Origin of the sequence: Bradyrhizobium sp. AUGA SZCCT0431, from assembly GCF_018131065.1 — a bacterium.
GTDB lineage: Bacteria > Pseudomonadota > Alphaproteobacteria > Rhizobiales > Xanthobacteraceae > Bradyrhizobium.
The window spans coordinates 1-20,078 of sequence record NZ_JAFCLR010000020.1 but is presented as its reverse complement, the minus strand read 5'-3'; the positions used below and the strand labels follow the sequence as shown (position 1 = coordinate 20,078).

At 62.1% G+C, this 20,078-nt stretch carries 24 protein-coding genes; 15 read left to right on the top strand and 9 right to left on the bottom strand.

Features of this window, described 5'->3' with window-relative positions; genetic code table 11:
• The first annotated feature begins 241 nt into the window (after positions 1 to 241).
• The 4 genes from JQ567_RS20385 to JQ567_RS20370 all read left to right on the top strand — a co-directional run bounded on the left by JQ567_RS20385 (position 242) and on the right by JQ567_RS20370 (position 2,098).
• A complete protein-coding gene (locus JQ567_RS20385) occupies positions 242 to 505 on the top strand; it encodes a hypothetical protein (protein ID WP_212440474.1) in 264 nt (87 codons plus the stop codon).
• A 168-nt stretch (positions 506 to 673) separates the two neighbouring features.
• Entirely contained in the window at positions 674 to 1,282 is a 609-nt protein-coding gene (locus tag JQ567_RS20380) for an NYN domain-containing protein (RefSeq protein ID WP_212440473.1), read from the top strand.
• 131 nt (positions 1,283 to 1,413) lie between these two features.
• Entirely contained in the window at positions 1,414 to 1,668 is a 255-nt protein-coding gene (locus JQ567_RS20375) for a hypothetical protein (RefSeq protein ID WP_212440472.1), read from the top strand.
• Between the two features lie 211 nt (positions 1,669 to 1,879).
• Positions 1,880 to 2,098, top strand: a complete 219-nt coding sequence (locus JQ567_RS20370) for a hypothetical protein (RefSeq protein ID WP_312017437.1) — start codon at positions 1,880 to 1,882, stop codon at positions 2,096 to 2,098.
• On the opposite strand, the gene JQ567_RS20365 is transcribed toward JQ567_RS20370, so the two are convergent.
• Positions 2,076 to 2,933, bottom strand: coding sequence for a LysR family transcriptional regulator (locus JQ567_RS20365; protein ID WP_212440471.1), 858 nt, complete (start codon positions 2,931 to 2,933; stop codon positions 2,076 to 2,078). The two genes, JQ567_RS20370 and JQ567_RS20365, sit on opposite strands and share 23 nt — an antisense overlap.
• Positions 2,934 to 3,040: 107 nt before the next feature.
• Between JQ567_RS20365 and JQ567_RS20360 the strand changes: the two genes are divergently transcribed.
• From JQ567_RS20360 to JQ567_RS20350, 3 genes are all read left to right on the top strand, one after another.
• Complete coding sequence (locus JQ567_RS20360; RefSeq protein WP_212440470.1) at positions 3,041 to 3,418, top strand: tautomerase family protein; 378 nt, start codon at positions 3,041 to 3,043, stop codon at positions 3,416 to 3,418.
• A gap of 67 nt (positions 3,419 to 3,485) precedes the next feature.
• Entirely contained in the window at positions 3,486 to 3,821 is a 336-nt protein-coding gene (locus JQ567_RS20355; RefSeq protein WP_212440469.1) for a hypothetical protein, read from the top strand.
• 55 nt (positions 3,822 to 3,876) lie between these two features.
• Entirely contained in the window at positions 3,877 to 4,329 is a 453-nt protein-coding gene (locus tag JQ567_RS20350; protein ID WP_212440468.1) for a PPC domain-containing DNA-binding protein, read from the top strand.
• Positions 4,330 to 4,363: 34 nt separating this feature from the next.
• Here JQ567_RS20350 and JQ567_RS20345 read toward each other — a convergent pair whose 3' ends face one another.
• Entirely contained in the window at positions 4,364 to 4,600 is a 237-nt protein-coding gene (locus JQ567_RS20345) for a hypothetical protein (protein WP_212440467.1), read from the bottom strand.
• Positions 4,601 to 4,872: 272 nt separating this feature from the next.
• Between JQ567_RS20345 and JQ567_RS20340 the strand changes: the two genes are divergently transcribed.
• Together JQ567_RS20340 and JQ567_RS20335 are read left to right on the top strand one after the other, a co-directional pair.
• A complete protein-coding gene (locus tag JQ567_RS20340; RefSeq protein ID WP_212440466.1) occupies positions 4,873 to 5,397 on the top strand; it encodes a hypothetical protein in 525 nt (174 codons plus the stop codon).
• A 94-nt stretch (positions 5,398 to 5,491) separates the two neighbouring features.
• Complete coding sequence (locus tag JQ567_RS20335; protein WP_212440465.1) at positions 5,492 to 8,212, top strand: EAL domain-containing protein; 2,721 nt, start codon at positions 5,492 to 5,494, stop codon at positions 8,210 to 8,212.
• A gap of 16 nt (positions 8,213 to 8,228) precedes the next feature.
• Here JQ567_RS20335 and JQ567_RS20330 read toward each other — a convergent pair whose 3' ends face one another.
• The 3 genes from JQ567_RS20330 to JQ567_RS20320 form a co-directional block, all read right to left on the bottom strand.
• Entirely contained in the window at positions 8,229 to 10,682 is a 2,454-nt protein-coding gene (locus tag JQ567_RS20330; protein ID WP_249165582.1) for a PAS domain-containing sensor histidine kinase, read from the bottom strand.
• 67 nt (positions 10,683 to 10,749) lie between these two features.
• Complete coding sequence (locus tag JQ567_RS20325) at positions 10,750 to 11,514, bottom strand: thermonuclease family protein (protein ID WP_212440463.1); 765 nt, start codon at positions 11,512 to 11,514, stop codon at positions 10,750 to 10,752.
• An 80-nt stretch (positions 11,515 to 11,594) separates the two neighbouring features.
• Entirely contained in the window at positions 11,595 to 12,248 is a 654-nt protein-coding gene (locus JQ567_RS20320; protein ID WP_312017434.1) for a phosphohydrolase, read from the bottom strand.
• 59 nt (positions 12,249 to 12,307) lie between these two features.
• Between JQ567_RS20320 and JQ567_RS20315 the strand changes: the two genes are divergently transcribed.
• Positions 12,308 to 12,517 (top strand): hypothetical protein, encoded by a 210-nt coding sequence (locus JQ567_RS20315; protein WP_212440462.1) that lies wholly within the window; start codon positions 12,308 to 12,310, stop codon positions 12,515 to 12,517.
• Positions 12,518 to 12,678: 161 nt separating this feature from the next.
• Positions 12,679 to 14,694: an acetyl/propionyl/methylcrotonyl-CoA carboxylase subunit alpha gene (locus JQ567_RS20310; RefSeq protein ID WP_212440461.1), complete on the top strand. Its 2,016-nt coding sequence runs from the start codon at positions 12,679 to 12,681 to the stop codon at positions 14,692 to 14,694.
• Between the two features lie 653 nt (positions 14,695 to 15,347).
• Here JQ567_RS20310 and JQ567_RS38660 read toward each other — a convergent pair.
• Together JQ567_RS38660 and JQ567_RS38655 are read right to left on the bottom strand one after the other, a co-directional pair.
• Entirely contained in the window at positions 15,348 to 15,473 is a 126-nt protein-coding gene (locus JQ567_RS38660; protein WP_283816534.1) for a hypothetical protein, read from the bottom strand.
• Between the two features lie 60 nt (positions 15,474 to 15,533).
• Positions 15,534 to 15,659: a hypothetical protein gene (locus JQ567_RS38655; RefSeq protein WP_283816533.1), complete on the bottom strand. Its 126-nt coding sequence runs from the start codon at positions 15,657 to 15,659 to the stop codon at positions 15,534 to 15,536.
• A gap of 1,176 nt (positions 15,660 to 16,835) precedes the next feature.
• Between JQ567_RS38655 and JQ567_RS39080 the strand changes: the two genes are divergently transcribed.
• The 4 genes from JQ567_RS39080 (at position 16,836) to JQ567_RS20285 (ending at position 18,661) form a co-directional block, all read left to right on the top strand.
• Positions 16,836 to 17,069, top strand: a complete 234-nt coding sequence (locus JQ567_RS39080; RefSeq protein ID WP_212440545.1) for a tyrosine-type recombinase/integrase — start codon at positions 16,836 to 16,838, stop codon at positions 17,067 to 17,069.
• Positions 17,070 to 17,276: 207 nt separating this feature from the next.
• Positions 17,277 to 18,155 (top strand): oxaloacetate decarboxylase, encoded by an 879-nt coding sequence (locus JQ567_RS20295; protein WP_212440459.1) that lies wholly within the window; start codon positions 17,277 to 17,279, stop codon positions 18,153 to 18,155.
• On the top strand, positions 18,156 to 18,455 hold the full coding sequence (locus tag JQ567_RS20290; protein WP_212388050.1) for an acylphosphatase: 300 nt from the start codon (positions 18,156 to 18,158) through the stop codon (positions 18,453 to 18,455).
• 65 nt (positions 18,456 to 18,520) lie between these two features.
• Positions 18,521 to 18,661: a hypothetical protein gene (locus tag JQ567_RS20285; protein ID WP_212208957.1), complete on the top strand. Its 141-nt coding sequence runs from the start codon at positions 18,521 to 18,523 to the stop codon at positions 18,659 to 18,661.
• Positions 18,662 to 18,687: 26 nt separating this feature from the next.
• On the opposite strand, the gene JQ567_RS20280 is transcribed toward JQ567_RS20285, so the two are convergent.
• Complete coding sequence (locus JQ567_RS20280) at positions 18,688 to 19,509, bottom strand: RMD1 family protein (RefSeq protein ID WP_212440458.1); 822 nt, start codon at positions 19,507 to 19,509, stop codon at positions 18,688 to 18,690.
• A gap of 76 nt (positions 19,510 to 19,585) precedes the next feature.
• Positions 19,586 to 19,810, bottom strand: a complete 225-nt coding sequence (locus JQ567_RS20275) for an MJ0042-type zinc finger domain-containing protein (protein ID WP_212440457.1) — start codon at positions 19,808 to 19,810, stop codon at positions 19,586 to 19,588.
• Between the last annotated feature and the right edge of the window lie 268 nt (positions 19,811 to 20,078).

Here is a 20,078-nt window from a genome sequence, read left to right as displayed (position 1 = left end):
ATCCTAAACCTAAGTATGCTCCTCTCACCCAAATGTAACGTGCATATCAACCTCCGTTCAATGGTTCGGCGAATCTCCGCGACTAGGCTGGCGCGATAGCCGAGCGGCAGCAGGTATCTCGCGCCATCGCTCTTGCTGATTGAACGTTGCACCTCGGCGCCGCTGTCCGGGATGGCCGCATTGTAAACATCGCTAGCGTAACAGACCGCCGTCTTGTGCCGTCACAAATTCGGGGATTGAGATGCCAAAGCCAAGCCTGCAATTGATCCACTGCTCGAACGATATTCGCCCGGGTGCAAAACGCCGGCAGGACAGCACCAGCTTCCAACCATACGTTATTCTTGGAGGCGCGCGATCCGTGCCGGGCGAGCGTTCATGGGAGGCCGCGCTTGATCTGGTCGATTTTGGCTTTTTGGTTTGCTATGAAAACTATCTTGCCTTCCTTGAGGCGAGTGCGGCCGTTTTCGGCGGCTCCAACTGGACTAATCATGAAAAGACCCGCTAGATTGACAAGGCACGGCCGAACCCTGCGTGGTGCATCGACGATCCCTTGCTTTGGGGCGTCGACGCCGCCACCCGCGTCGGCCAGCTACGGTGTCCTTCAACTTGTCCGTAGAGCCGAAGCTGGTCACTCTGCTGAGGTGCGCATCTCGAATTGGGGGGCTGGTGCCTGATGTTATCGTCCGACAGGATCGCGCTGTTTATCGATGGCGCCAATCTCTACTCGACCTGCAGAGCGCTTGGTTTCGATGTCGATTACAAGCGTCTGCTCAAGGAATTCCAGAGCCGCGGTACGCTGCTGCGGGCGTTCTATTTCACGACCATTATCGAGGATCAGGAATACACATCGGTCCGCCCCCTGATCGATTGGCTCGACTATAACGGCTACACCGTTGTCACCAAGCTCACCAAGGAGTTCATCGACCCCAGCGGCCGCCGCAAGGTGAAGGGCAGCATGAACATCGAGCTCGCCGTCCATGCGATGGAGCTTGCCGATCATGTCGACCGCATGTTCCTGTTCTCGGGCGACGGCGACTTCCGCTCGCTGCTCGAAGCGGTGCAGCGCCGCGGCGTCCACGTGACCGTCATCTCGACCATTGTCAGCCAGCCGCCGATGGTGGCTGACGACCTGCGGCGTCAGGCCGACGCCTTCATTGATCTTGCCGAATTGAAGCCAGTGCTCGGGCGTGATCCGTCGGAGCGGCCGGCGCCACGAGAGATACGCCAGCAATCGTCGCAATTGCCGTCCCACGTGGCGCTCAATGGAAATGACCTCAGGTAAGTATTTCTGACCAACCCTCGACGTTCTTGAGGGCGCCGCCGAGCTGCGGAAATTTGCAAAATCTGTTGCTCCCGGGGAATTTCCGTATCTAAGATAGCTCAGGGCAGGGTTCACTCTCGGGAGGGCCCAACGTGAACCCAACAATAGAAGCTGTATTTTCACCTGATCTCATCGAACGGATGAAGGCTGTTCTGGACGACGCCACGGCGGCTCTCCCTGAAGCCAAACGCACTTCGGCGATCAAGGCCGAGATGGCTTGCTCCATTCTGACGGCTGCCGCAAAGGGCGAAGGAAACCCGGACGTATTGAGGACGCTGGCCCTCGGGAGCCTCGTGGACCGTTCGCACTATTCCCACGATATCTCGCCGGAACGCTGGGTGATTTGAAACCCTCGAACAGCTTATTGGCGCACGCGGCCCGTTTTCGCCGCGCGCATCGTTGCCAATGTGATTGCCTCGCTCATCCGTGCTGCGTTTGTTCCGTCGACGAATCCCCGCGCGCAAAAGGGATTCGCGTACCGTCAAGAATTGACGGGATCGCGTCCCGATGCATCATTGTGTGATGTTCGGTTTCTTCAAAGGTTGCCGCCTGGCCCGCATGAGCAGCGGGCGCTTTTGCCTCGTGCGGGATCTCGGCCTCGTCAAGGGCGGCAAGGGCATGCGGCACCATGAGGTGGTGATCGCCTTCAGCGCCCGCGAGCTGCTGAAGTGGCTGCGCCAGCCGTCGGCGAAGCGGGTTGAGCCGGACGTGAGTTCGCGAGCCAGCGTCTTGCCCCATGAACCAGAGGCGTTGGCTAACCTCGGACCACGCTCCTGAAGGCAGCCGAAAGCGCGGCAAGCGCATCGCGCGGCCGGCCGTCCTTGACCCTGGAGTGCAGCAAGACCGGCAAGCGCGGCAGATCGGGAAGCCCGAGCTTGGGGCCGACCTCAACGGCGCCGAATGGCAGCATGCGCGGCGCCAATGCAGCAACGCCGAGCCCGGCCATGACGGCGGCTGCGACCGCCGCAACGCCGCCGCCGACGAAAATTTCCGTCCAGGGCACGCCCGCCGCATCGAGCAGCCGCCCGGCCATCGCACGCACGCCGCAGGGCTCGGCCATCGTGGCAAGCGGCAAGGGCTCGCCCGCGCGGTACTGCCAGCCAGGTGCTGCGAACCAGCCGAATTTCTCTTCGGTAATAACTTCCCCGTCGTTCCGCCCGGCCTCGAGGCGGACGATCACCGTGTCGAGTTCGCGCCGGTCGAAGCTTTGCAGCAGGTCGCCCGACGATCCGATCCGGATTTCGATCAACAGCTGCGGGTCTTGCGCGTTCATGCGTGCGATCAGCGCGGGGAGCTCCGGCCCTGCAACATGGTCGCTGATGCCGATGGTGAGGCGCTGCCGGGCACCGGCAAATACGGCGAGCGCGCGATCGTGCACGGCCAGCAGTTCGCGGGCGTGTTCGAGGAAGGCTGCGCCCTGCGCCGAAAGCTGCACGTAGCGGGGCGTCCGCTCGATGAGCCGGCAGCCGAACCTCTCTTCGAGCCGCTTCAGCTTCAGGCTGACCGCGGCCTGCGTCGTCCGCATGGCCTCAGCCGCGCGCGTGAAGCTGCCAAGTTCGGCGATGCGGACGAAGGCCTGGACGGCATCCAGGTCGAGGGGGCGTTCTGTCATTTCCAACGATTATAGCTGATATCCGTATCCATAGCATATCAAAATAGTCTGACGGCGTTTAGCTAGGCAGGACAAGATGGACCAGGACAAAATGGAAAGGATCAGCTGTGCCGCTGCTTCACATCTCACTGCGCGCCGGAAAGCCGGCAGCCTACCGTCAGGCGATTTTCGACAGCCTTTATCGCGCGATGCGCGAAGCGTTGAACGTGCCCGAAGACGACCAGTTCATGACCATCACGGAGCATGACGCGGCGAACTTCCGCTACGGCGCTGCCTTTGGCATCGTCCGGAGTGACGATCTCGTGTTTATCCAGATCACCGTGTTCGACACCCGCACCGCCGAACAGAAGAAGGCGCTGTTCCGGCGGATCGCGGCGTTGCTTGGCGAGCGCCCCGGCATAAGGCCGGAGGACGTGTTCGTGAACGTGCTCGACGCCGCAAAGGAGAATTGGTCCGTCGGCCACGGGCTCGCGCAATTCGCGTGAGGACAGGATTGTTACGCCAGTCCGGGACCGCCTCGTGTGCAAACGGAACCCATCCGCATGCAGATCTTTGATCGGCTTCACCGGAAACATTACCGCTTCCGGCCGTTCTCCATGGAAGGAGATTGCCATGAGCACCTTCAGAGAGAAAGCAGAGGCGCAAACCGAGCAGGTGATTGGACAGATGCTCGGCGATGAGTTGCTGGTGAAAGAAGGCCAGTCGCGGTTGCGGAAAGCGGACAGCGAGGCTGAACCCTCCGAGGATCGGGCCAAAGATCGAGACGAGAATGCGGATCAGGGCATCGTCCGTGATGAGCGCGGACAGGAGCAGCCAAAGGACAAGGCGCGCGCCCAGCAGGTGAGCCGCGTGGACAAGGGCGGCGATCCGCCCGGCAAGAAGGCCTAGGCGATCGCTCGCCGATGAGAAGCCATGCACCGCGGCCCGAACGCAGGAAATTGATATGAAAAACCAGCTTGTTTCCGACGAGCCCGGTGGGCGGATCCACGTCGTCATTCTGGATTCCGGCGAAGAAGCGTTTGCGGCGCTGACGCGGTTCGCGAACGAAGCAAAGATCACGGCGGCGTCCGTCACGGCGATCGGCGCCTTCGAAAATGCTGTCGTCGGCTGGTTCGATTTTGCAACGAAGACCTACAAGAAGATCGAGGTCAACGAACAATGCGAAGTCCTGAGCGCGCTCGGCGACGTTGCCGTCGGCGATGACGGCAAAGCCAGCCTTCACGTTCACATCGTGCTCGGACTGTCCGACGGATCGACGCGGGGCGGCCATTTGCTTGCCGGCAGGGTGCGGCCGACACTCGAGGTGGTCCTGACCGAAGTCCCCGCCAGGCTGCGGCGGAAGAAGAGGGCGGATCTGGGCATCGCCCTCATCGATATCGCTGCGGGGCACGGCTAGGGGTTCAACCTGTTCCGAGCGCGTTCTGCCGCTTTTACTTGCCTTGATCCGTTTCAAGACAGTGAATCAGGAAGCTGGTGCGCTCTCGCGGCACGATCCTTTCCCGGTCCGCCTTCTGCGCGCAGTCGCGCTGCCTGATCTGTTCGGCACGGCGCTTCTCGGCCGCCTCGCGAAACTCCGGCGCGACGCCGGCCGGATCAACCAGTTTTTGAGCAGACGCGGGCAGAGCGAACGCGATTGAAAACAGCGCGGCAGAAATAAAATGCCTCATTTCAAAACCTCATCGATTAAAGCCCCATCCTATCAAGAGCCGGCCCGGGCTGATACCGCCGTTCGACATCCGACCGGCGGCGACGCTGCCCCGCGGCAAGGCGCGAGCCAGTGCCGACACCCTGCAGGAGGCGTCGCGGCAACGCGCATTCTCAGGTGGCATAAAGGCGAGCCGTCACAAATGTTTGCCGCCGGACCCAGGCCGTAAGCAAACGTTTAGCCGAGGCCTATAAAATACCGGTGATCACGTCCTGTGTTAACCACCGGTTAATCATGCGCCTCCTGCCGATGAGCTCCGACAAGTCTTGGCGTTCGATTAAGGCGCAATGGAAGAAGGACGCTGAAAGCGTCGGCGAAGACTTTTCCACGTTTTCGAACGGAAGCTACGCGGCGTTCGACGCCCTGACCAAGGACGGCGACAACCCGACGCTGTATTGCCTTTCGGACGGAGAGAAGATTCACGCGGCCTGTCAGGTCAGCCGCCTGATGATGAGCAAATTCCCGACCCCGATCCTGCGCGCGCGCTTTGTCGTGGTCTCGCCGCTCTATGAACTCGGGGTCGCTACATCAGGCCAATACGCGCAGACCATGGTCGCCCTGTTCTCCGGGATCGTCTGGTTGTCGCGCGACACGCTGTCGGCGGGTCATGTCCGGTTCTTCCTCAAGAGCCCCGGCGATGCGCAGTTCTTCGCGGCGCTGCAGGTCGTGACAGAGCATTCGCCATTCTCGGCATTCGCGATCGACGGGGCCTTGATCGAGTGCAGCTTGAAAGAGGCGGAAGTTCCGGAAATGGCCTGATCCGGGCGCGCGCTTTAACCCCGCAATAACTGATTTTGCTAACGCCCTCTTGGGTTGTCTTCCCGTACAAAAGCGACTGTGGGGGCGGACAAGAATGCCGGGTAGTGCATCGGATAGTGTCATCGCGGGGAGCCTGCGGCGGTCAATCGCCGGCTTGCTGTCCTGGATGCGCATGGGCGTGGTGCAGTGGCTCATTCTGTGCGCCGCGGCGATGGTGATCGCGATCATGCTCGGCACCGGCTATTTCGCGCTGCAATTCCGCGAGCGTGCGCTGGAAGTCGCCGAGCGCGAACTCAACAACACCGCGCTGCTGCTGTCGCGCCATTTCGACCAGCAGCTCAGCGATCTCCAGCACGTGCACGACGACGTCCTTTCCTATATCCGGGCCGACGGGGTCAACACCGCTGACGAATTCGAGAAGAAAATGTCGACCCTGAGCGCGCATGAGATGCTGCGCGCCAAGCTTGCGTCGTTGCCGCATGTCGGCGCGCTCAATCTGTTCAACGCCAAGGGCTGGCTGATCAATACTTCCGAGATGTGGCCGGTGGGGGACGTCAACATTTCCGACCGGCGTTATTTCCAGGAATTCACCTCGGGAAAGCCGACGCCCGACGTGATCGTCGAACCGGTCGTCAGCAAGGTCACAAAAGTCTGGACCACGGTGTTCGCGCGCAAGATCGTCGGCCGCAATGGCGAGATCGTCGGCTTTGCCAGCCGCGGCGTCGAGCCGTCGCATTTCGAGGATTTCGTCGGCTCCCTGGCGCTGGACAACGATACCGCGATTTCGATGATCCACCGTGACGGCACCATCATCGCCCGCTATCCGAAAGACGCCAAGCTGTTCGGCGTGAACGTCGCCAAGTCGTCGTCGTTTCAGCGGGCGCTCGCCCTGAACGGCAACATCTCGGGACGCTTCACGAGCTCGTCGCAAAATGAGGACAAGGTCGGTGCGGTCCGCTCGCTGATGCATTTTCCCATCCTGATCGTTGCAACCACCAAGACCGAGACCGCGCTGGCGGATTGGCGGGCGCAGACCAAGCTGCAGCTGTGCGCGGCGGCGCTTGCGATCATCGTCGTTGTCGTCATGATCTTCCTGATCGTGCGCCAGTTGCGCAGCCAGCATGCGGCAGCCCAGTACAAGCTGTCGGAAAAGACCCAGCATCTGGACACCGCCATCAACAACATGACCCAGGGTCTGCTGCTGTTCGACGCCTCCGCCCGTCTGGTGATCTGCAACCAGCAATATATCGACATGTTCGCTCTATCGCCGGATGTCGCCAGGCCCGGTTGCCATCTTCGCGATCTGGTGCTGCATCGCCAGCAGCAGGGAAGCTTTGTCGGCGACGTCGACGCCTATTGCGCGAGATTTCTCAACCCCACGGACGACGGCGCTCGGATCACCGAGACGATGACGCCTGACGGACGCACGATCCAGCTGATCTACCAGCGCTCGCCCGATGGCGGCTGGGCGACCACGCTGGAAGACGTGACCGAGAGGCGGCGCGTCCAGGCGAAGATCCAGCATCTCGCCCATTACGACGCGCTGACCAATCTGCCGAACCGCACGCTGTTCCAGCGCCATGCCGAGGCGCTGCTCGGAGGATCCGAAGCCGCGCAGTTCGCAATCCTCTACATCGACATCGACGAGTTCAAGCGCATCAACGATTCGCTCGGGCATCTGATCGGCGACGAATTCCTCAAGGGCGTCGCGGATCGCCTGCGCCAGTCGGTCGGGCCCGACGACTTCATCGCCCGTCTCGGCGGCGATGAGTTCGCCGTCGTGCAGCGTAACGTCACGTGTGATAATGACGTCAGCATTCTGGTCGAGCGGATCTACGATCGGCTGCGGACGCCGTTCGATTGCAACGGCCATCGCCTCTCCAGCGACGCCAGCATCGGCGTCGCAGTCGCGCCGCGTCACGGCTCCGATCTGTTCGCGCTGCTGAAGAGCGCTGATCTGGCGATGTATGCGGCGAAGGCGGCGGGCCGCCGGACCTATCGCTTCTTCGAACCGAGCATGGAAAAGCAGGCCAACCATCGCCGCGAGCTCGAAAGCGATATGCGCGCGGCGCTGGTCGATGGCGGATTCGAACTGCACTACCAGCCGCTGGTCGATTTGCGCAACGACGAGGTCAGGGGGTGCGAAGCGCTGCTGCGCTGGCGGCATCCGCTGCGCGGCATGGTTTCGCCCGCCGATTTCATTCCGGTGGCCGAGGAGACCGGCCTGATCGAGGAGATCGGACAATGGGTGCTGCGGACCGCCTGCGCCGAAGCGACCACCTGGCCCGCGCATGTGCGCGTCGCCGTCAACGTCTCGCCGGTCCAGTTCCGCTCGCAGTCGCTGTCACTGAAGGTCGCCGCCGTACTCGCCGACACCGGGCTCGATCCGCGCCGGCTGGAGCTTGAGATCACCGAGGCGGTCTTGATCGCGGACGATGACGCCGCCCTTGTGGCGCTAAATCAGTTGCGCGCGCTCGGGGTTCACATCGCGCTCGACGATTTTGGAACCGGCTATTCCTCGCTGCAATATCTGCAGCGCTTCCCGTTTGACAAGATCAAGATCGACCGCAGCTTCGTCAAGGAAGTCACCTGCAATTCGAGTTCGGCCTCCATCATCAAGGCGGTGGTGAGCATCGCGGCCGACCGCAACATGATCACGACGGCCGAAGGCGTCGAGACCTTGCAGCAGCGCGAAACCGTGCAGAATCTGGGCTGCAACCAGATGCAGGGATACCTGTTCAGCGCGGCGCGCCCGGCGCATGAAATCCGCGCGCTGCTGGCCGCGTGCCCGGCCGCGGTCGAGGCTGCGGCGTAAAGGCTGCCGATCGCCGCTACAGCCGCGCGTCTGAAATCGCCTTCCGCAGGATGCGCGACAGCGACTCGACCGAATAGGGTTTCTGGATCAGCTCGAAGCCGCGATGGGCATTTTCCGCCAGTACGTTGCTGTAGCCGCTGGTCAGCACCACGGGCAGGCCCGGATAACGTTCGCGAATGACGCCGGCGAGCTCGACCCCGTTCATGCCGGGCATGATGACGTCGGAGAATACCAGATCGGCTGCGAACTCGTCCTCGGCCAGGATCGCCAGCGCGGTGTCGGCATTGTCGGCGCGGCGCACCATGTAGCCGAGATCCTCCAACAGCTCGGTGGAGAACTGTCCGACATCGTCATTGTCCTCGACCACGAGAACGCGGTAGCCGCGCCCGCGCGGGCCGGGCTCCTGGCCTGCGGCCGCGGCTTCCGCCGCCTGCGTCGGCATCGCGGCCTGCGGCAGGTAGATGGTGAAGGTCGCGCCCTGTCCGGGCTCGCTCATAACAGCGATATCGCCGCCGGATTGCTTGGCAAAGCCGAAGGCTTGGCTGAGGCCGAGCCCGGTTCCCTTGCCGACTTCCTTGGTGGTGAAGAACGGTTCGAAGATCGCCTCGATGTGCTCGGGGGTGATACCGAGGCCGGTGTCGGTCATGGCGATGGCGACGAAGTCGCCGCTGCGCGCGGTCTGGGCACGCAGGGCAGGGATGGAATGAGCCTTCCTGACACTGATCGCGAGCCGGCCTTCGCCCTCCATGGCGTCGCGAGCGTTGACCGCGAGATTGATCAGCGCGGTCTCGAACTGCGCGATATCGGCAATCGCGAAGCAGTCGGGCGCGGAAATGTCGACCTCGATCCTGATCCGGGGGCCGACAAGCGGACGAACCAACTGGGCGACGGCTTCGACCTGGGCGCCGACATCGAACACCTGGGGCTTGAGCGGCTGCCGGCGGGCAAACGCCAGCAATTGCGCGGTCAGTTTCGAGGCGCGTTCCACGGTATCGGAAATCGCATCGATGTAACGCCGGCGCCGCTCATCCGGCAGGTCGCGGCGGCGCAGGAAATCGGTGGCCGAGCGGATGATGGTCAGGAGATTGTTGAAATCGTGCGCGACACCGCCGGTCAATTGGCCGACCGCTTCCATCTTCTGCGACTGCCGCAGGGCTTCCTCGCCCTTGCGGCGCTCGGTGATATCGATGGCTTCCGGAACCGCACCGATGACCGCGCCGTGCTGGTCGCGCAAGGGGCGCATCGCGAAGTCGAAATAGCGCTCGCCGACCGGCAGATGCAGCCGCATCTCGGTCTTCACCTCGTCGCCCCTCATGACCGCGACGAAGGCATTGCGGACGGCCTCAGGCATGCCCTCGGTGGCGCCAAACCACGGCGTTTCCCAGAACGGCTTGCCAATGATTTCGGCGGCGTCGGCGCGAATGCCGTCCAGCGCCGTCTTGTTGGCGTAGAGCACATCGCCATGTGGATTGAGCAGCGCCTGGTACTGATGGCTGGTCTCGAAAATCGCGCGCATCTGGGCTTCGTTGGATTCCAGTTGCGCCGTCCGCTCGGTAATCCGCAGCTCCAGGGTCTCGTTCAGCCTCCGCAGATCGCTTTCGGCCTGCTTGGCGGCGGTGATGTCGTGGGCGACGCCGATGAAGCCGATGTGGTTTCCGGTCGGGTCCCAGCGCGGCTGGGATTCCGACCTCAGCCAGCGCCATTCGCCGTCGGCGCGCTTGTAGCGGGCTTCCAGCACGAACGGCTTCAGTGAGGCCTCGCCGGCGACCGATTCCTGCAGGATGCGCGGCAGATCGTCCGGATGCAGCACCTTGCGCCAGTCGAACCCGATCGCCTGTTCGAACGGCAACCCGAGGAAATCGACATAGGCCTGGTTGGCGAACGAGCGCGTGCGGTCGAGCTTGGTGACCCAGATCGGGACGGGGGCGCTGTCGGCGATCAGGCGGAAGCGCTCCTCGCTTTCGCGCAGCGTTTCCTGGGCCAGCATTTGACCTGACACGTCGAGATCGGCGCCGACCAGGCGCAGCGCGCGACCGTCGCGGCCGCGCTCGATCTTGGCAACGACGCGGATCCATCTGATGTCGCCGTCATTCGGCCGGATGATGCGGTATTCGGCCGAATAGTCCTGGCTCTCGCTCCGCAGCACGCCGAACAGATGTTTGACCGTCCGCTCGCGATCTTCGGGATGGATTCGACTGACCCAGTCCGAATAGGTCTCACTGGCCGCCTCGGGCGGCAGCCCGTGAACGAGGAGATATTCCGGGGAGCGGCGGTTCTTGACGCCGTCGCGAAAATCGATTTCGAGGCCGCCGACACCGGCTATTCGCTGGATCCGCGCCAGCTCCGCCTCGCGTTCCTGCAGCGCGCGATGAGCCCGGTCGCGCTCGCGCGCGATTTCTTCGAGATGTTGACGCAGCCTTTCCGCAGCGGCTGCTTCAGGAAGTGGGTTGGAATGATCAGGAGGAGTCATACGTGCCCGCAAGCCTCTCGCGGCACTCTCACACAAGAGGCGCAAGGTTTGCCAGCACCATTTGCTTTCATTTGCTCTTGGCGGGGGGCCGGCAATTATAGGCTCTGCGGAACCCGCCGGCCTGGGCGTCCTCTTCGGAACAGAACCACCGGTCCGGATTGGTCAGTCCCGGATAGCTGCGGCAGGCCTGCAGATGATAGATGCCGAGATTGCCGGTGACGCGGGCGCGGACCGCGAACTTGCCCTTGATGTTGCAGCCGGACGGCATCACGAAATCCTCGGGGAATAGGGCCTCGCGAATCTGGCGGTCGCGGTCGGCGCGGCATGCGGCACCCAGCAGCGTGCCGTCCTTCTGGCCGCGGCGGAACTCTTGCGGCGCTGCGAAGCAGCCTTTCCAAAGTCCCTGACGGTCGTCCCTGGCGCGGGCCTCGTCGGTGTTGAAACGCCCGGTTGCAGAGGCGTCGATGTTCAGGGCGAAGCCCTGGCGGACCAGCAACTGGCTGAGGCTGGTGGTGTCGCCCTCGATCTTGCACACGCCGAGGCGCCGCTTCTTGAAAGTGGGATCGACGCCGAGATCGTCGCAGCGAACCTGGCGGCCGCCGATCAGCTTGACCAGTTGATCGCGCGCCTCGATGCCGCAGGTCCAGCTGTCGGCGTGTTCGTCGATGCAGAGCTGATCGAACGCCGGGGCATCGATCCCGTCGAGCCGGTAGGTGACGTTGCCCAATTGAAGCGTGCCGCCATCCCTGACGGTCGCCGTGGCGGCCCAAGTCCGGGACGAGGAAAGTGAGACCAATAGCAGCGCAACAATCAGAACAACCCGTGACCGCATGTGTCTCACTTCAAATCTCTTTCGTGTCCGCGCGAACCTTCTAGCACATGCCGGCATCCCGGAACCAAGTGCTGTCAGCGTTACGAGGTGTCACCATCCTTCAAGGAAGCGATCTCTCTCGCCATATTTGCGCGGGCACGCTGGTCGTATCGCGTTGCAAAACCGGGGTCGGGGAAGATGACGGGCCTTGCCATGAAGCGCTGGAGGACGTCGGAACGCCCGGACCGGTAGGCTGCATCCGGGACATGGGAAAATTCCTTGCGGATCGACGAGGCATAGGCGTCGTACCGGTCTGGTTCAGCCCCCAATATGCTGAGGTCGATCGAAATCAGGATCGCGCCGAGGCGGTCGCCGGGCGCGACCTGATGGGACTTTGTGAGGCGGATCAGCCGGCCGACTTGCTCTCGGATATCCGATGACACGGCTTGCTCGGCAAGCAGGGCGCTCTGTTCTTCATTGTCCGATTTCTTAGGGTCGTAAACCGCGTCGTGCCACCAGATGGCCTGAACGAGCAGATCACGCTCGGCCGCGGAAAGATTATCGACGGACGACAATAGGTCGAGGCAATCCTCGATATGCGCCACATTGTGATAATGGCGACCCGGAGCCGAATAGGCGGCGATCAATGCATCGTTGGACATCCACAAGATGTAATGCAATGCGGATGCGGCGGAAATGGCCGAGGCAGTACGGCTCCATCCACAAGCGAGGGACATCGCGTCATGCGCCTGCATATTCATTGACTTCATGAGAACAAAATAGGAACATAGCGCTCCGCCGCGAGATCAACTCCATGCCTTCTTCCTCCCAGCCAGCGATAGAACCGAATGACGAACTGGAAATGGCGGTGGAGCAGGCCATTTCGGCCTGCGGCGGGGATATGCGCGCGACCATCCGCGCGCTGATCGTGGCCAACGAATATCTGGAAACCGAGGTCGGCGAACTGATGAAAGCGGTGTCGCACGCCTATACGCGCGGTCGGTTTCACAGCTATTCAGGCTGACTGGTGCCAGCGGACCGCGGCCTCAAGAAGCCGGCCTGAAACTGGACCGTTGCCTCGGTCGATTTTTGCTGTACGACGGGTTTGTTAGCCGCGTCCCCGCATGTCACATTGCGGGTGAGGATCCTGCCCCAGCCTTAAAATAAAGCTCAAGCAAGAAGCACATGTTCAAACGAATTCTGATCGCAAATCGCGGCGAGATCGCCTGCCGGGTCATCAAGACTGCGCGGCGCATGGGGATCGAAACGGTAGCCGTGTATTCCGAGGCCGACCGTGATGCGGTCCATGTCGAAATGGCCGATGACGCGGTGCTGATCGGCCCGCCGGCGGCGTCCGAGAGTTACCTTGTGATCGAGAAGATCGTCGAGGCCTGCCGCAAGACCGGGGCGCAGGCCGTGCATCCGGGCTACGGCTTCCTGTCCGAGCGCGAATCCTTTCCGCGTGCGCTGGCCGAGGCGGGCGTCGTCTTCATCGGTCCGAACCCCGGCGCCATCGCCGCGATGGGCGACAAGATCGAATCCAAGAAGGCCGCCGCCAAGGCCAAGGTCTCGACGGTGCCGGGACATCTCGGCGTCATCGAGGACGAAAAGCATGCGGTGAAGATCGCCGACGAGATCGGCTATCCCGTGATGATCAAGGCGTCCGCCGGCGGTGGCGGCAAGGGCATGCGCATTGCGCACTCGAAATCCGAAGTCGCCGAAGGTTTCAATCTCGCCAAGGCCGAGGCCAAATCCTCGTTCGGCGACGACCGCGTCTTTATCGAGAAATTCATCGTCGATCCCCGCCACATCGAAATCCAGGTGCTGGGCGACAAGCATGGCAACGTGATCTATCTCGGCGAGCGCGAATGTTCGATCCAGCGCCGCAACCAGAAGGTCATCGAGGAGGCGCCGTCGCCGCTGCTCGACGAGACCACCCGCCGCAAGATGGGCGAGCAGGCGGTCTCCCTGGCGAAGGCCGTGAATTATGATTCCGCCGGCACGGTGGAATTCGTCGCCGGCCAGGACAAGAGCTTCTACTTCCTGGAAATGAATACCCGCCTGCAGGTCGAGCATCCCGTCACCGAACTGATCACCGGCATCGATCTGGTCGAACAGATGATCCGCTCCGCCGCCGGCGAAAAACTTTCGATCGCGCAGAAGGACGTCACGCTGACCGGCTGGGCGGTGGAATCGCGCGTCTATGCCGAAGATCCGTTCCGCAATTTCCTGCCCTCGATCGGGCGCCTGGTGAAATACCGCCCGCCCGCGGAAGCGAGCCATGACGGCATCACCGTTCGTAACGACACCGGCGTGCAGGAGGGCGGCGAGATCTCGATCCATTACGATCCGATGATCGCCAAGCTGGTGACGCATGCGCCGTCGCGGGCGGCCGCGATCGAGGCGCAGTCAGCGGCGCTGGATTCGTTCTATATCGACGGCATCCGCCACAACATTCCGTTCCTGTCGGCGCTGATGAGCCACCCGCGCTGGCGCGAGGGCAATTTGTCCACCGGTTTCATTGCCGAGGAGTTCCCGAAAGGTTTTGCGGCGCGGCCGCCCGAAGGCGAGATCGCGCGGCGGCTGGCGGCGGTCGGGGCTGCGATCGACCACGTGATCGGCGAACGCAAGCGGCAGATTTCCGGCCAGTTGAACGGCCGGCTGGTGCAGCGGGAGCGGCGCCGCGCGGTGTGGCTCGACCGCGCGGAAATCGCGCTCGACGTCGCGCGCGAAGCCGACGGCATCGCGGTGCGCTTCATCGGCGCCGACGATCTGCCGGGCAATCCGCATCAACTGGTCTCGAACTGGACGCCGGGCGTGCCGGTCTGGCAGGGCACCATCGACGGCCATTATGTGGCGATGCAGGTGCGCGCGATCCCGAACGGCATCCGCCTCGCGCATCAGGGCTTTGAAGTCCCGGTCAACGTCTTCACCGAGAGCGAGGCGGCGGCGGCCCGGCTGATGCCGGTGACGTCGGCGGCCGATACCGGCAAGAAGCTGCTATGCCCGATGCCCGGTCTCGTGGTGTCGATCGCGGTTGGCGAAGGGCAGGAGGTCAAGGCCGGCGAAACGCTGGCCGTGGTCGAGGCGATGAAGATGCAGAACGTGCTGCGCGCCGAACGCGACGGCACCGTGAAGAAAATTCACGCCGCCGCCGGCGCCACGCTCGCGGTGGACGCGCTGATTTTGGAGTTTGCTTGAGCCGTCATTCCGGGGCGATATATCGTAATTGAGCGTTTTCAGTAGCTTAGCAGTGTCACATCCGGAGCCAACGCTTCGCCGAATATCGCGGGTTCTCGCCAGCGAGTGTCACATTTTTTCGGGTCTGCGACAGCCCGATTTTAGCTGGCGCGGTAGTGATTGCTAGGGCGTGAAAGCAGAGATTAGGGCCGCTCCGAACGTGTACATCGACGCTCTCGACAAGATGATCGCGAGAGCAGCGAAGACAATGGGCACACCGACTTCCAAGATTTTGCGCGCTTGCCTCACGTGCCGAGGCAGCCGTCTAATCCCGAGCCGCTTTTCAGCCTTCAGTACCGCTGCATCTGCAGCTTCTCTCACTTCAATGTACGGTTCCCACCATGGGTCCGGCTCAGACGGTCCCTCGCGATCACCGCTGCAGCCATTCATGTCGAAACCAACGCTGACGGGTGGGCCGATGATGTCAGGTTGTCCGACATCGAAAACAACTTCACTTCGATGCGGCCGACGCGGTGCGGAGGTGCGGCCAATGTTTTTGCAGGCGAGCAAGGTCTCGCGTGGTTATTAAATCTGGCCCGCTCCCTGCAATGCCTTTCCGAAGGTTTGCAACGCCGCGAGTTGCTCTTGGTTTTCCTGCTGTTTCAATCTGCCATTCAATCTGTTCTGCACCATTTGAGCATAGCAGCCCAAGCGCCCGTCACTGTTTCGAGTTCGGCCCCGGTCAGTTCGCGTTCGCTCGTGGCAGCAACGTCGTAGGAAGTGTCGTTGATCTTGCTCATGATCTTCTCCATCAAAATCAAACCGGCGTGGAAGCCTTGCAGAGCCGTGCCGGACACCGCCTAGCCTTTCATCTTCACTACAAGGAAGTCCTTCTGCCCTTCGCCTGCTTTGCGTGCCCCTCCGGTGACGTTATCGAGTTCTTCGTCGGAGATTTTGTCGTTCGATTGAACCTGCTCGGTCTTCATTGTTCCGCTCCGTGTTGTTGGCGACATGTGAGCCATTGAATTGAGTGGGACTATGTCGGGCTGTGACCGGGCCCACAGTGACGGGGGTCACACAATCAAATCAGGTCACGACGAACGAGCATCGCGCCGCGCGGCGTTTCGCACAGCAAGGCGAGCCGCCGTCAACGATGGACTTAGCTGCGGCGACCGTGTTTGGCAAAATCGTTGCCGCTGAAGTTCGGCGGGCTCAGATGCCGTCCCGAACCTAGCGAGGGTTGTAGCGTTTGTGCGCTACAACCCAATTAGATTAATCTTTTTTCCACGTTCCATCAGATTGGCAAGTGTGGTTGTTCCCATCGCTCATCTTTATAACGGATCCTATGCTATAGGTTTGACTGGCGTATGTGCAGGTTGCGCCGCCGCAGACTACTTCAAGTTCGTCTACCGCTAGTTCTCTTTCGTTTACTTCACGCATCGTATTTCTCCTGTAACAATGGCCGCATGTGAATTGGAGCTGTATGCATGACGCGGCCATTGAAACTCATGCATCCAGCAGCTCTGATCGTTATGGTGCGGCATGTTCTGCTCGTCGACTGCCGCCCGCCTCAGGAATTAATCAGACTGTTGCAGGAGAAGCTGTGACGTCGGTCATGGACAACGCGGATGACGGGCCGCCCGGTTAGGGCTGTCGGCAAGAGGGCCGGCCTCCACACACATCATCACAGCACATCACACTAGCCCAGCCCACAGCATCACATCTACGATCCGCGCATCACATTGCTGTAGCGCCGTTTGAAACGGTGGCGGTCTGGCGAATCAAATTGAAAACTTGGTTCGGTCGGTCGATTTTGAACGAGAGGTTCACAAACGGCCTCCCCGCTGATTGCGCAGCGCGTGCAGATGCTGGCGTTGCAGCTTGCTGACGACGCGGCATGCGGCTCGCCATCGAGATGATCAACGCGCTGGCTTTCCGCCGCTCCGACGTGATCCGCGTCGGGCTGCCGAATACCTATGCCGGACACCTTGACGATGGTCGCCCCGCCACGTTCCTGAAGTACACGCAATTCAAGAACCGCAAGCGCAAGCCGGTCACGGTCGAAACGCCGATCCCGGCGGAGTTGCTCGCGACTATCGCGGCGACGAAGGCCACCGGGCTCAAGACGAGGCTGATCGGCGCGCGAAGCGGATCATTCACCGATCAGGGCTTCGCCGATTGGTTCGGGGCGGAGATGGCCAAGGGCGGGACTGCCTGCGCGCTGCACGCCTCACGGGCTTCGCAAACGCTGCCTGACCGACCTCGCCAACGACGGCAAGACCATTCATCAGATACAGGCGATCAGCGGCCATCTCACCTCGAAAGAGGTCGAGCGCTACACCCGCATGGCTGACCGGGCGCGCAATGCCCGCGCCGCGATGGCGGGAAGGGTCTAAAAGCAGAACCGAAAGTGTCACATCCGCATCGATGTGACACTTTGAAAAATAGCGCGGCAGGCTAAGTGTTGATTTTCTTGGATGTTTTCGCTACCGCAAGTGTCACCCGTTACATCGGGGCGATGCGAAGCATCGAGCCCGGAATCTCGAGATTCCGGGTCTGGTGCTAACGCACCATCCCGGAGTGACCGGAGTAAGAGGTGCCCGATGGCCTTCCGCCAACGCCGTGAAAAATTGCGTTCCATCCTCAACGGATCGACCTGCATCCGCCCGGGTTCGGTTTACGATCCGGTTTCCGTCCGCATCGCCGAAGACCTGGGCTTTGAACTCGGCATGTTCGGCGGCTCGGTGGCCTCGCTGGCGGTGCTCGGTGATCCCGACATCACGCTGATCACGCTCACCGAGCTCGCCGAGCAGATGCGCCGGATGTCGCGCGCCGCGGCGTTGCCGGTGCTGGTCGACGCCGACCATGGTTACGGCAATGCACTCAATGTCCGGCGGACCGTGCAGGAACTGGAGACCGCGGGTGCTGCGGGCCTCACCATCGAGGACACGCTGCTGCCGCAGGCCTTTGGCGTCTCGGAGCCGCAACTGATCCCGCTCGAGGAGGGCGTCGGCAAGATGAAGGCGGCGCTCGATGGGCGCAGCGATCCCGCGCTGGTCATCATGGGCCGCACCGGAACGCGCGGCGGTGGCCCGTCGGCGGCGAGCTTCGAGGAATGCCTGGTGCGCGCCAAGGCCTACGACGCCACCGGCGTCGATGCGCTGTTCTTCACCGGGCTCACGACGCGCCGGGAAGTCGAGGCGGTTGCGGCGGTGACGACGCTGCCGATCGTGCTCGGCAATACCCAGGGCGAACTCGATGATGCGGCCTTTCTCAGAAGTCAGCGGGTGAAGATTGCGCTGCAGGGACACACGCCTTTCGCCGCCGCCACGCAAGCCGTCTACGAAACGCTGAAAGCGCTGCGTGAGGGAATCTCGCCGAAAAATCTCAAAGGCCTCGCATCGTCAGAGTTGACGGGCCGGGCCATGCGCGAAGCCGATGTGAAGGCGCGCAGCGCCGAATTTCTAGGGCTGAAGAAATAGATGAGCGGCGCGATCCGCCACGTCACCGTTCGGGGCCGGGTACAGGGCGTCGGCTACCGTGCCTGGGTCGCGGACGAGGCGATGACACGTGATGTCGAGGGCTGGGTACGCAATCGCAGGGACGGCAGCGTCGAGGCACTGTTCGCGGGGCCTGCGGATGTCGTCGCCGACATGATCGCAGCGTGCCGGCGCGGGCCGTCGATGGCGCGGGTCGACGCGGTAAGGGAAGAGGACGCCCATCCCGACGCGCTGAAGCTGCTGCGGCCAGGGGAGCGCTTCTCGGTGTTGCCGACGATCTGACATTGGCGCGGATCAAGTTCGTTGCCATAGTCGTCGTCGGCCGAAACCCGCCAACGAGGTGATCCATGAAGCCGCCGACTTCCGAACGCGACTGGAGGCGTGTCCATCATTCGCCGATGTTCTGGGTCGGCCTCGTGCTGTGCCTTGCTGCGATCGCGATCTATCTGTGGTCGGATGATCTGTCGTGGCGGCCGGGCCCGCGATAGCGAGGGGAGTCCGGCCAAGCCCGGGGTCAGTGACCCTTGCCCATGTAAAGTTGATACAGCGTGATGATGACTTCGAACGCAATCAGCCCGACGATGATGAGTTCGAGGCGCAGGGTTCGGCGCGTGTCGATGATATCGGCAAGGGTGTTGGCCGTCTCCGCGACCACGGCAAGTTTCCGGTTGAGGGCATCGAGGCGTTCCTTGAGCTCGTATTCGTCTTCAAGCCGCGCATAAAGCCGCTCGAGGTCGGGACGATCCCACAGTGCGTCAGGCTTTTCTCCGATCGCGATGCGGCCGGAGACCCTGTGCTGGACCAGCAGGGCGCTTCCGATCAGTTGCATGATGCCTTTTCGATCACGGCGGGTTCGTCCGTGATCTGCCAGCTCCTTGGCAAACGGTTCGATGATCTCGAATACCTTCGCCACTTCGCGTTCGTCGTGCGCCAGCACGACGCTCTTGGCCAGCACGTCGGCCACCACAAGAAGCCTTGCCGGCGACATGTCGCGCAACTGTATGGGGCCGCCGGACAGGACCTGATCCTCGGTCTCCCCCTCACCGGCGAAGGCGAGAATGGCGGCTTCCTCTTCGGGGCGCGCCAGTTTGCCGTCGATCCGGGGTTTCAGTGTTTCCAGGAAGCGGCTTTGTTCTTCCGACGCAAGGCCGATCAGGACCGCCGCCCCGTAGCGGAACAGAACGGCGATGCCGCTCGTGCCAACCCTGATCGCGAGCGGGATCGCCGACAGCGCTTCTGTTTCGAAGCCGATCGTATTGATGCGGTCGCCAACATGCAGCGCGTGTGCCGTGACCCGCATCCCGATTTCAGCGGAAATGAATTCGGGTTTGGTCATCTCGCCGTCTCCTCAAGGCCGATGCTGGCCGGCGGAGATTACGCGCGTTCGATGACAGGCGCGATGCGATATCGGCTTATGCGGTCGCGCGAATCGGAGAGGGTGGCGCATCGATGTGCCGATACTTGTGTTCCGACGACATCACCAGCCGATAGGCTCTCAGCTTGGGATCCTGCCAAACATCGAGAAGCTGGCCGCAGGTCATGCATTCAATCCGGCCCGGCCGCCCAATCGGTGAGCTTGATTCCGCGACCTCGTACGCCGACGCGCAGGACGGGCAGGTGATATCGGATATTTTCATGGGATGACCCTATGGTGTTTCAGCAGAACGATTGTTCGGGATCAATGTGGCACCAGAAGGGTCCAGGCTGACGCGGGCCGCATATAATTTGTGCGCACGTGCTAAATCCGGTCGTTATGGCAGCAGGGCTGACATGCAGAACTGATATGTGGAAGGTCTCGCCGAAGATATTGATCCGCGATCACGCGCGCTAGGTGGCGTGGACACTTATCGCATCCATAAGACGATGGCGGCGACAGTGACGATGGCAAGGTAATTTCGGGCTGTC

Excerpts from the sequence above, each read along its gene's own strand:
- JQ567_RS20320 (WP_312017434.1), bottom strand. The coding sequence starts at position 12,248 with ATGCAGGCGCATGACGCGATGTCCCTCGCTTGTGGATGGAGCCGTACT.
- JQ567_RS20350 (WP_212440468.1), top strand. The coding sequence starts at position 3,877 with ATGAAAAACCAGCTTGTTTCCGACGAGCCCGGTGGGCGGATCCACGTC.
- JQ567_RS20295 (WP_212440459.1), top strand. The coding sequence starts at position 17,277 with ATGGCCTTCCGCCAACGCCGTGAAAAATTGCGTTCCATCCTCAACGGA.
- JQ567_RS20370 (WP_312017437.1), top strand. The coding sequence starts at position 1,880 with ATGAGCAGCGGGCGCTTTTGCCTCGTGCGGGATCTCGGCCTCGTCAAG.
- JQ567_RS20380 (WP_212440473.1), top strand. The coding sequence starts at position 674 with ATGTTATCGTCCGACAGGATCGCGCTGTTTATCGATGGCGCCAATCTC.
- JQ567_RS20325 (WP_212440463.1), bottom strand. The coding sequence starts at position 11,514 with ATGCGGTCACGGGTTGTTCTGATTGTTGCGCTGCTATTGGTCTCACTT.
- JQ567_RS20365 (WP_212440471.1), bottom strand. The coding sequence starts at position 2,933 with ATGACAGAACGCCCCCTCGACCTGGATGCCGTCCAGGCCTTCGTCCGC.
- JQ567_RS20330 (WP_249165582.1), bottom strand. The coding sequence starts at position 10,682 with ATGACTCCTCCTGATCATTCCAACCCACTTCCTGAAGCAGCCGCTGCG.
- JQ567_RS38660 (WP_283816534.1), bottom strand. The coding sequence starts at position 15,473 with ATGAGCAAGATCAACGACACTTCCTACGACGTTGCTGCCACGAGCGAA.
- JQ567_RS20345 (WP_212440467.1), bottom strand. The coding sequence starts at position 4,600 with ATGAGGCATTTTATTTCTGCCGCGCTGTTTTCAATCGCGTTCGCTCTG.
- JQ567_RS20280 (WP_212440458.1), bottom strand. The coding sequence starts at position 19,509 with ATGACCAAACCCGAATTCATTTCCGCTGAAATCGGGATGCGGGTCACG.
- JQ567_RS20315 (WP_212440462.1), top strand. The coding sequence starts at position 12,308 with ATGCCTTCTTCCTCCCAGCCAGCGATAGAACCGAATGACGAACTGGAA.
- JQ567_RS20275 (WP_212440457.1), bottom strand. The coding sequence starts at position 19,810 with ATGAAAATATCCGATATCACCTGCCCGTCCTGCGCGTCGGCGTACGAG.
- JQ567_RS20310 (WP_212440461.1), top strand. The coding sequence starts at position 12,679 with ATGTTCAAACGAATTCTGATCGCAAATCGCGGCGAGATCGCCTGCCGG.
- JQ567_RS20385 (WP_212440474.1), top strand. The coding sequence starts at position 242 with ATGCCAAAGCCAAGCCTGCAATTGATCCACTGCTCGAACGATATTCGC.
- JQ567_RS20335 (WP_212440465.1), top strand. The coding sequence starts at position 5,492 with ATGCCGGGTAGTGCATCGGATAGTGTCATCGCGGGGAGCCTGCGGCGG.
- JQ567_RS20285 (WP_212208957.1), top strand. The coding sequence starts at position 18,521 with ATGAAGCCGCCGACTTCCGAACGCGACTGGAGGCGTGTCCATCATTCG.
- JQ567_RS38655 (WP_283816533.1), bottom strand. The coding sequence starts at position 15,659 with ATGAAGACCGAGCAGGTTCAATCGAACGACAAAATCTCCGACGAAGAA.
- JQ567_RS20340 (WP_212440466.1), top strand. The coding sequence starts at position 4,873 with ATGCGCCTCCTGCCGATGAGCTCCGACAAGTCTTGGCGTTCGATTAAG.
- JQ567_RS20290 (WP_212388050.1), top strand. The coding sequence starts at position 18,156 with ATGAGCGGCGCGATCCGCCACGTCACCGTTCGGGGCCGGGTACAGGGC.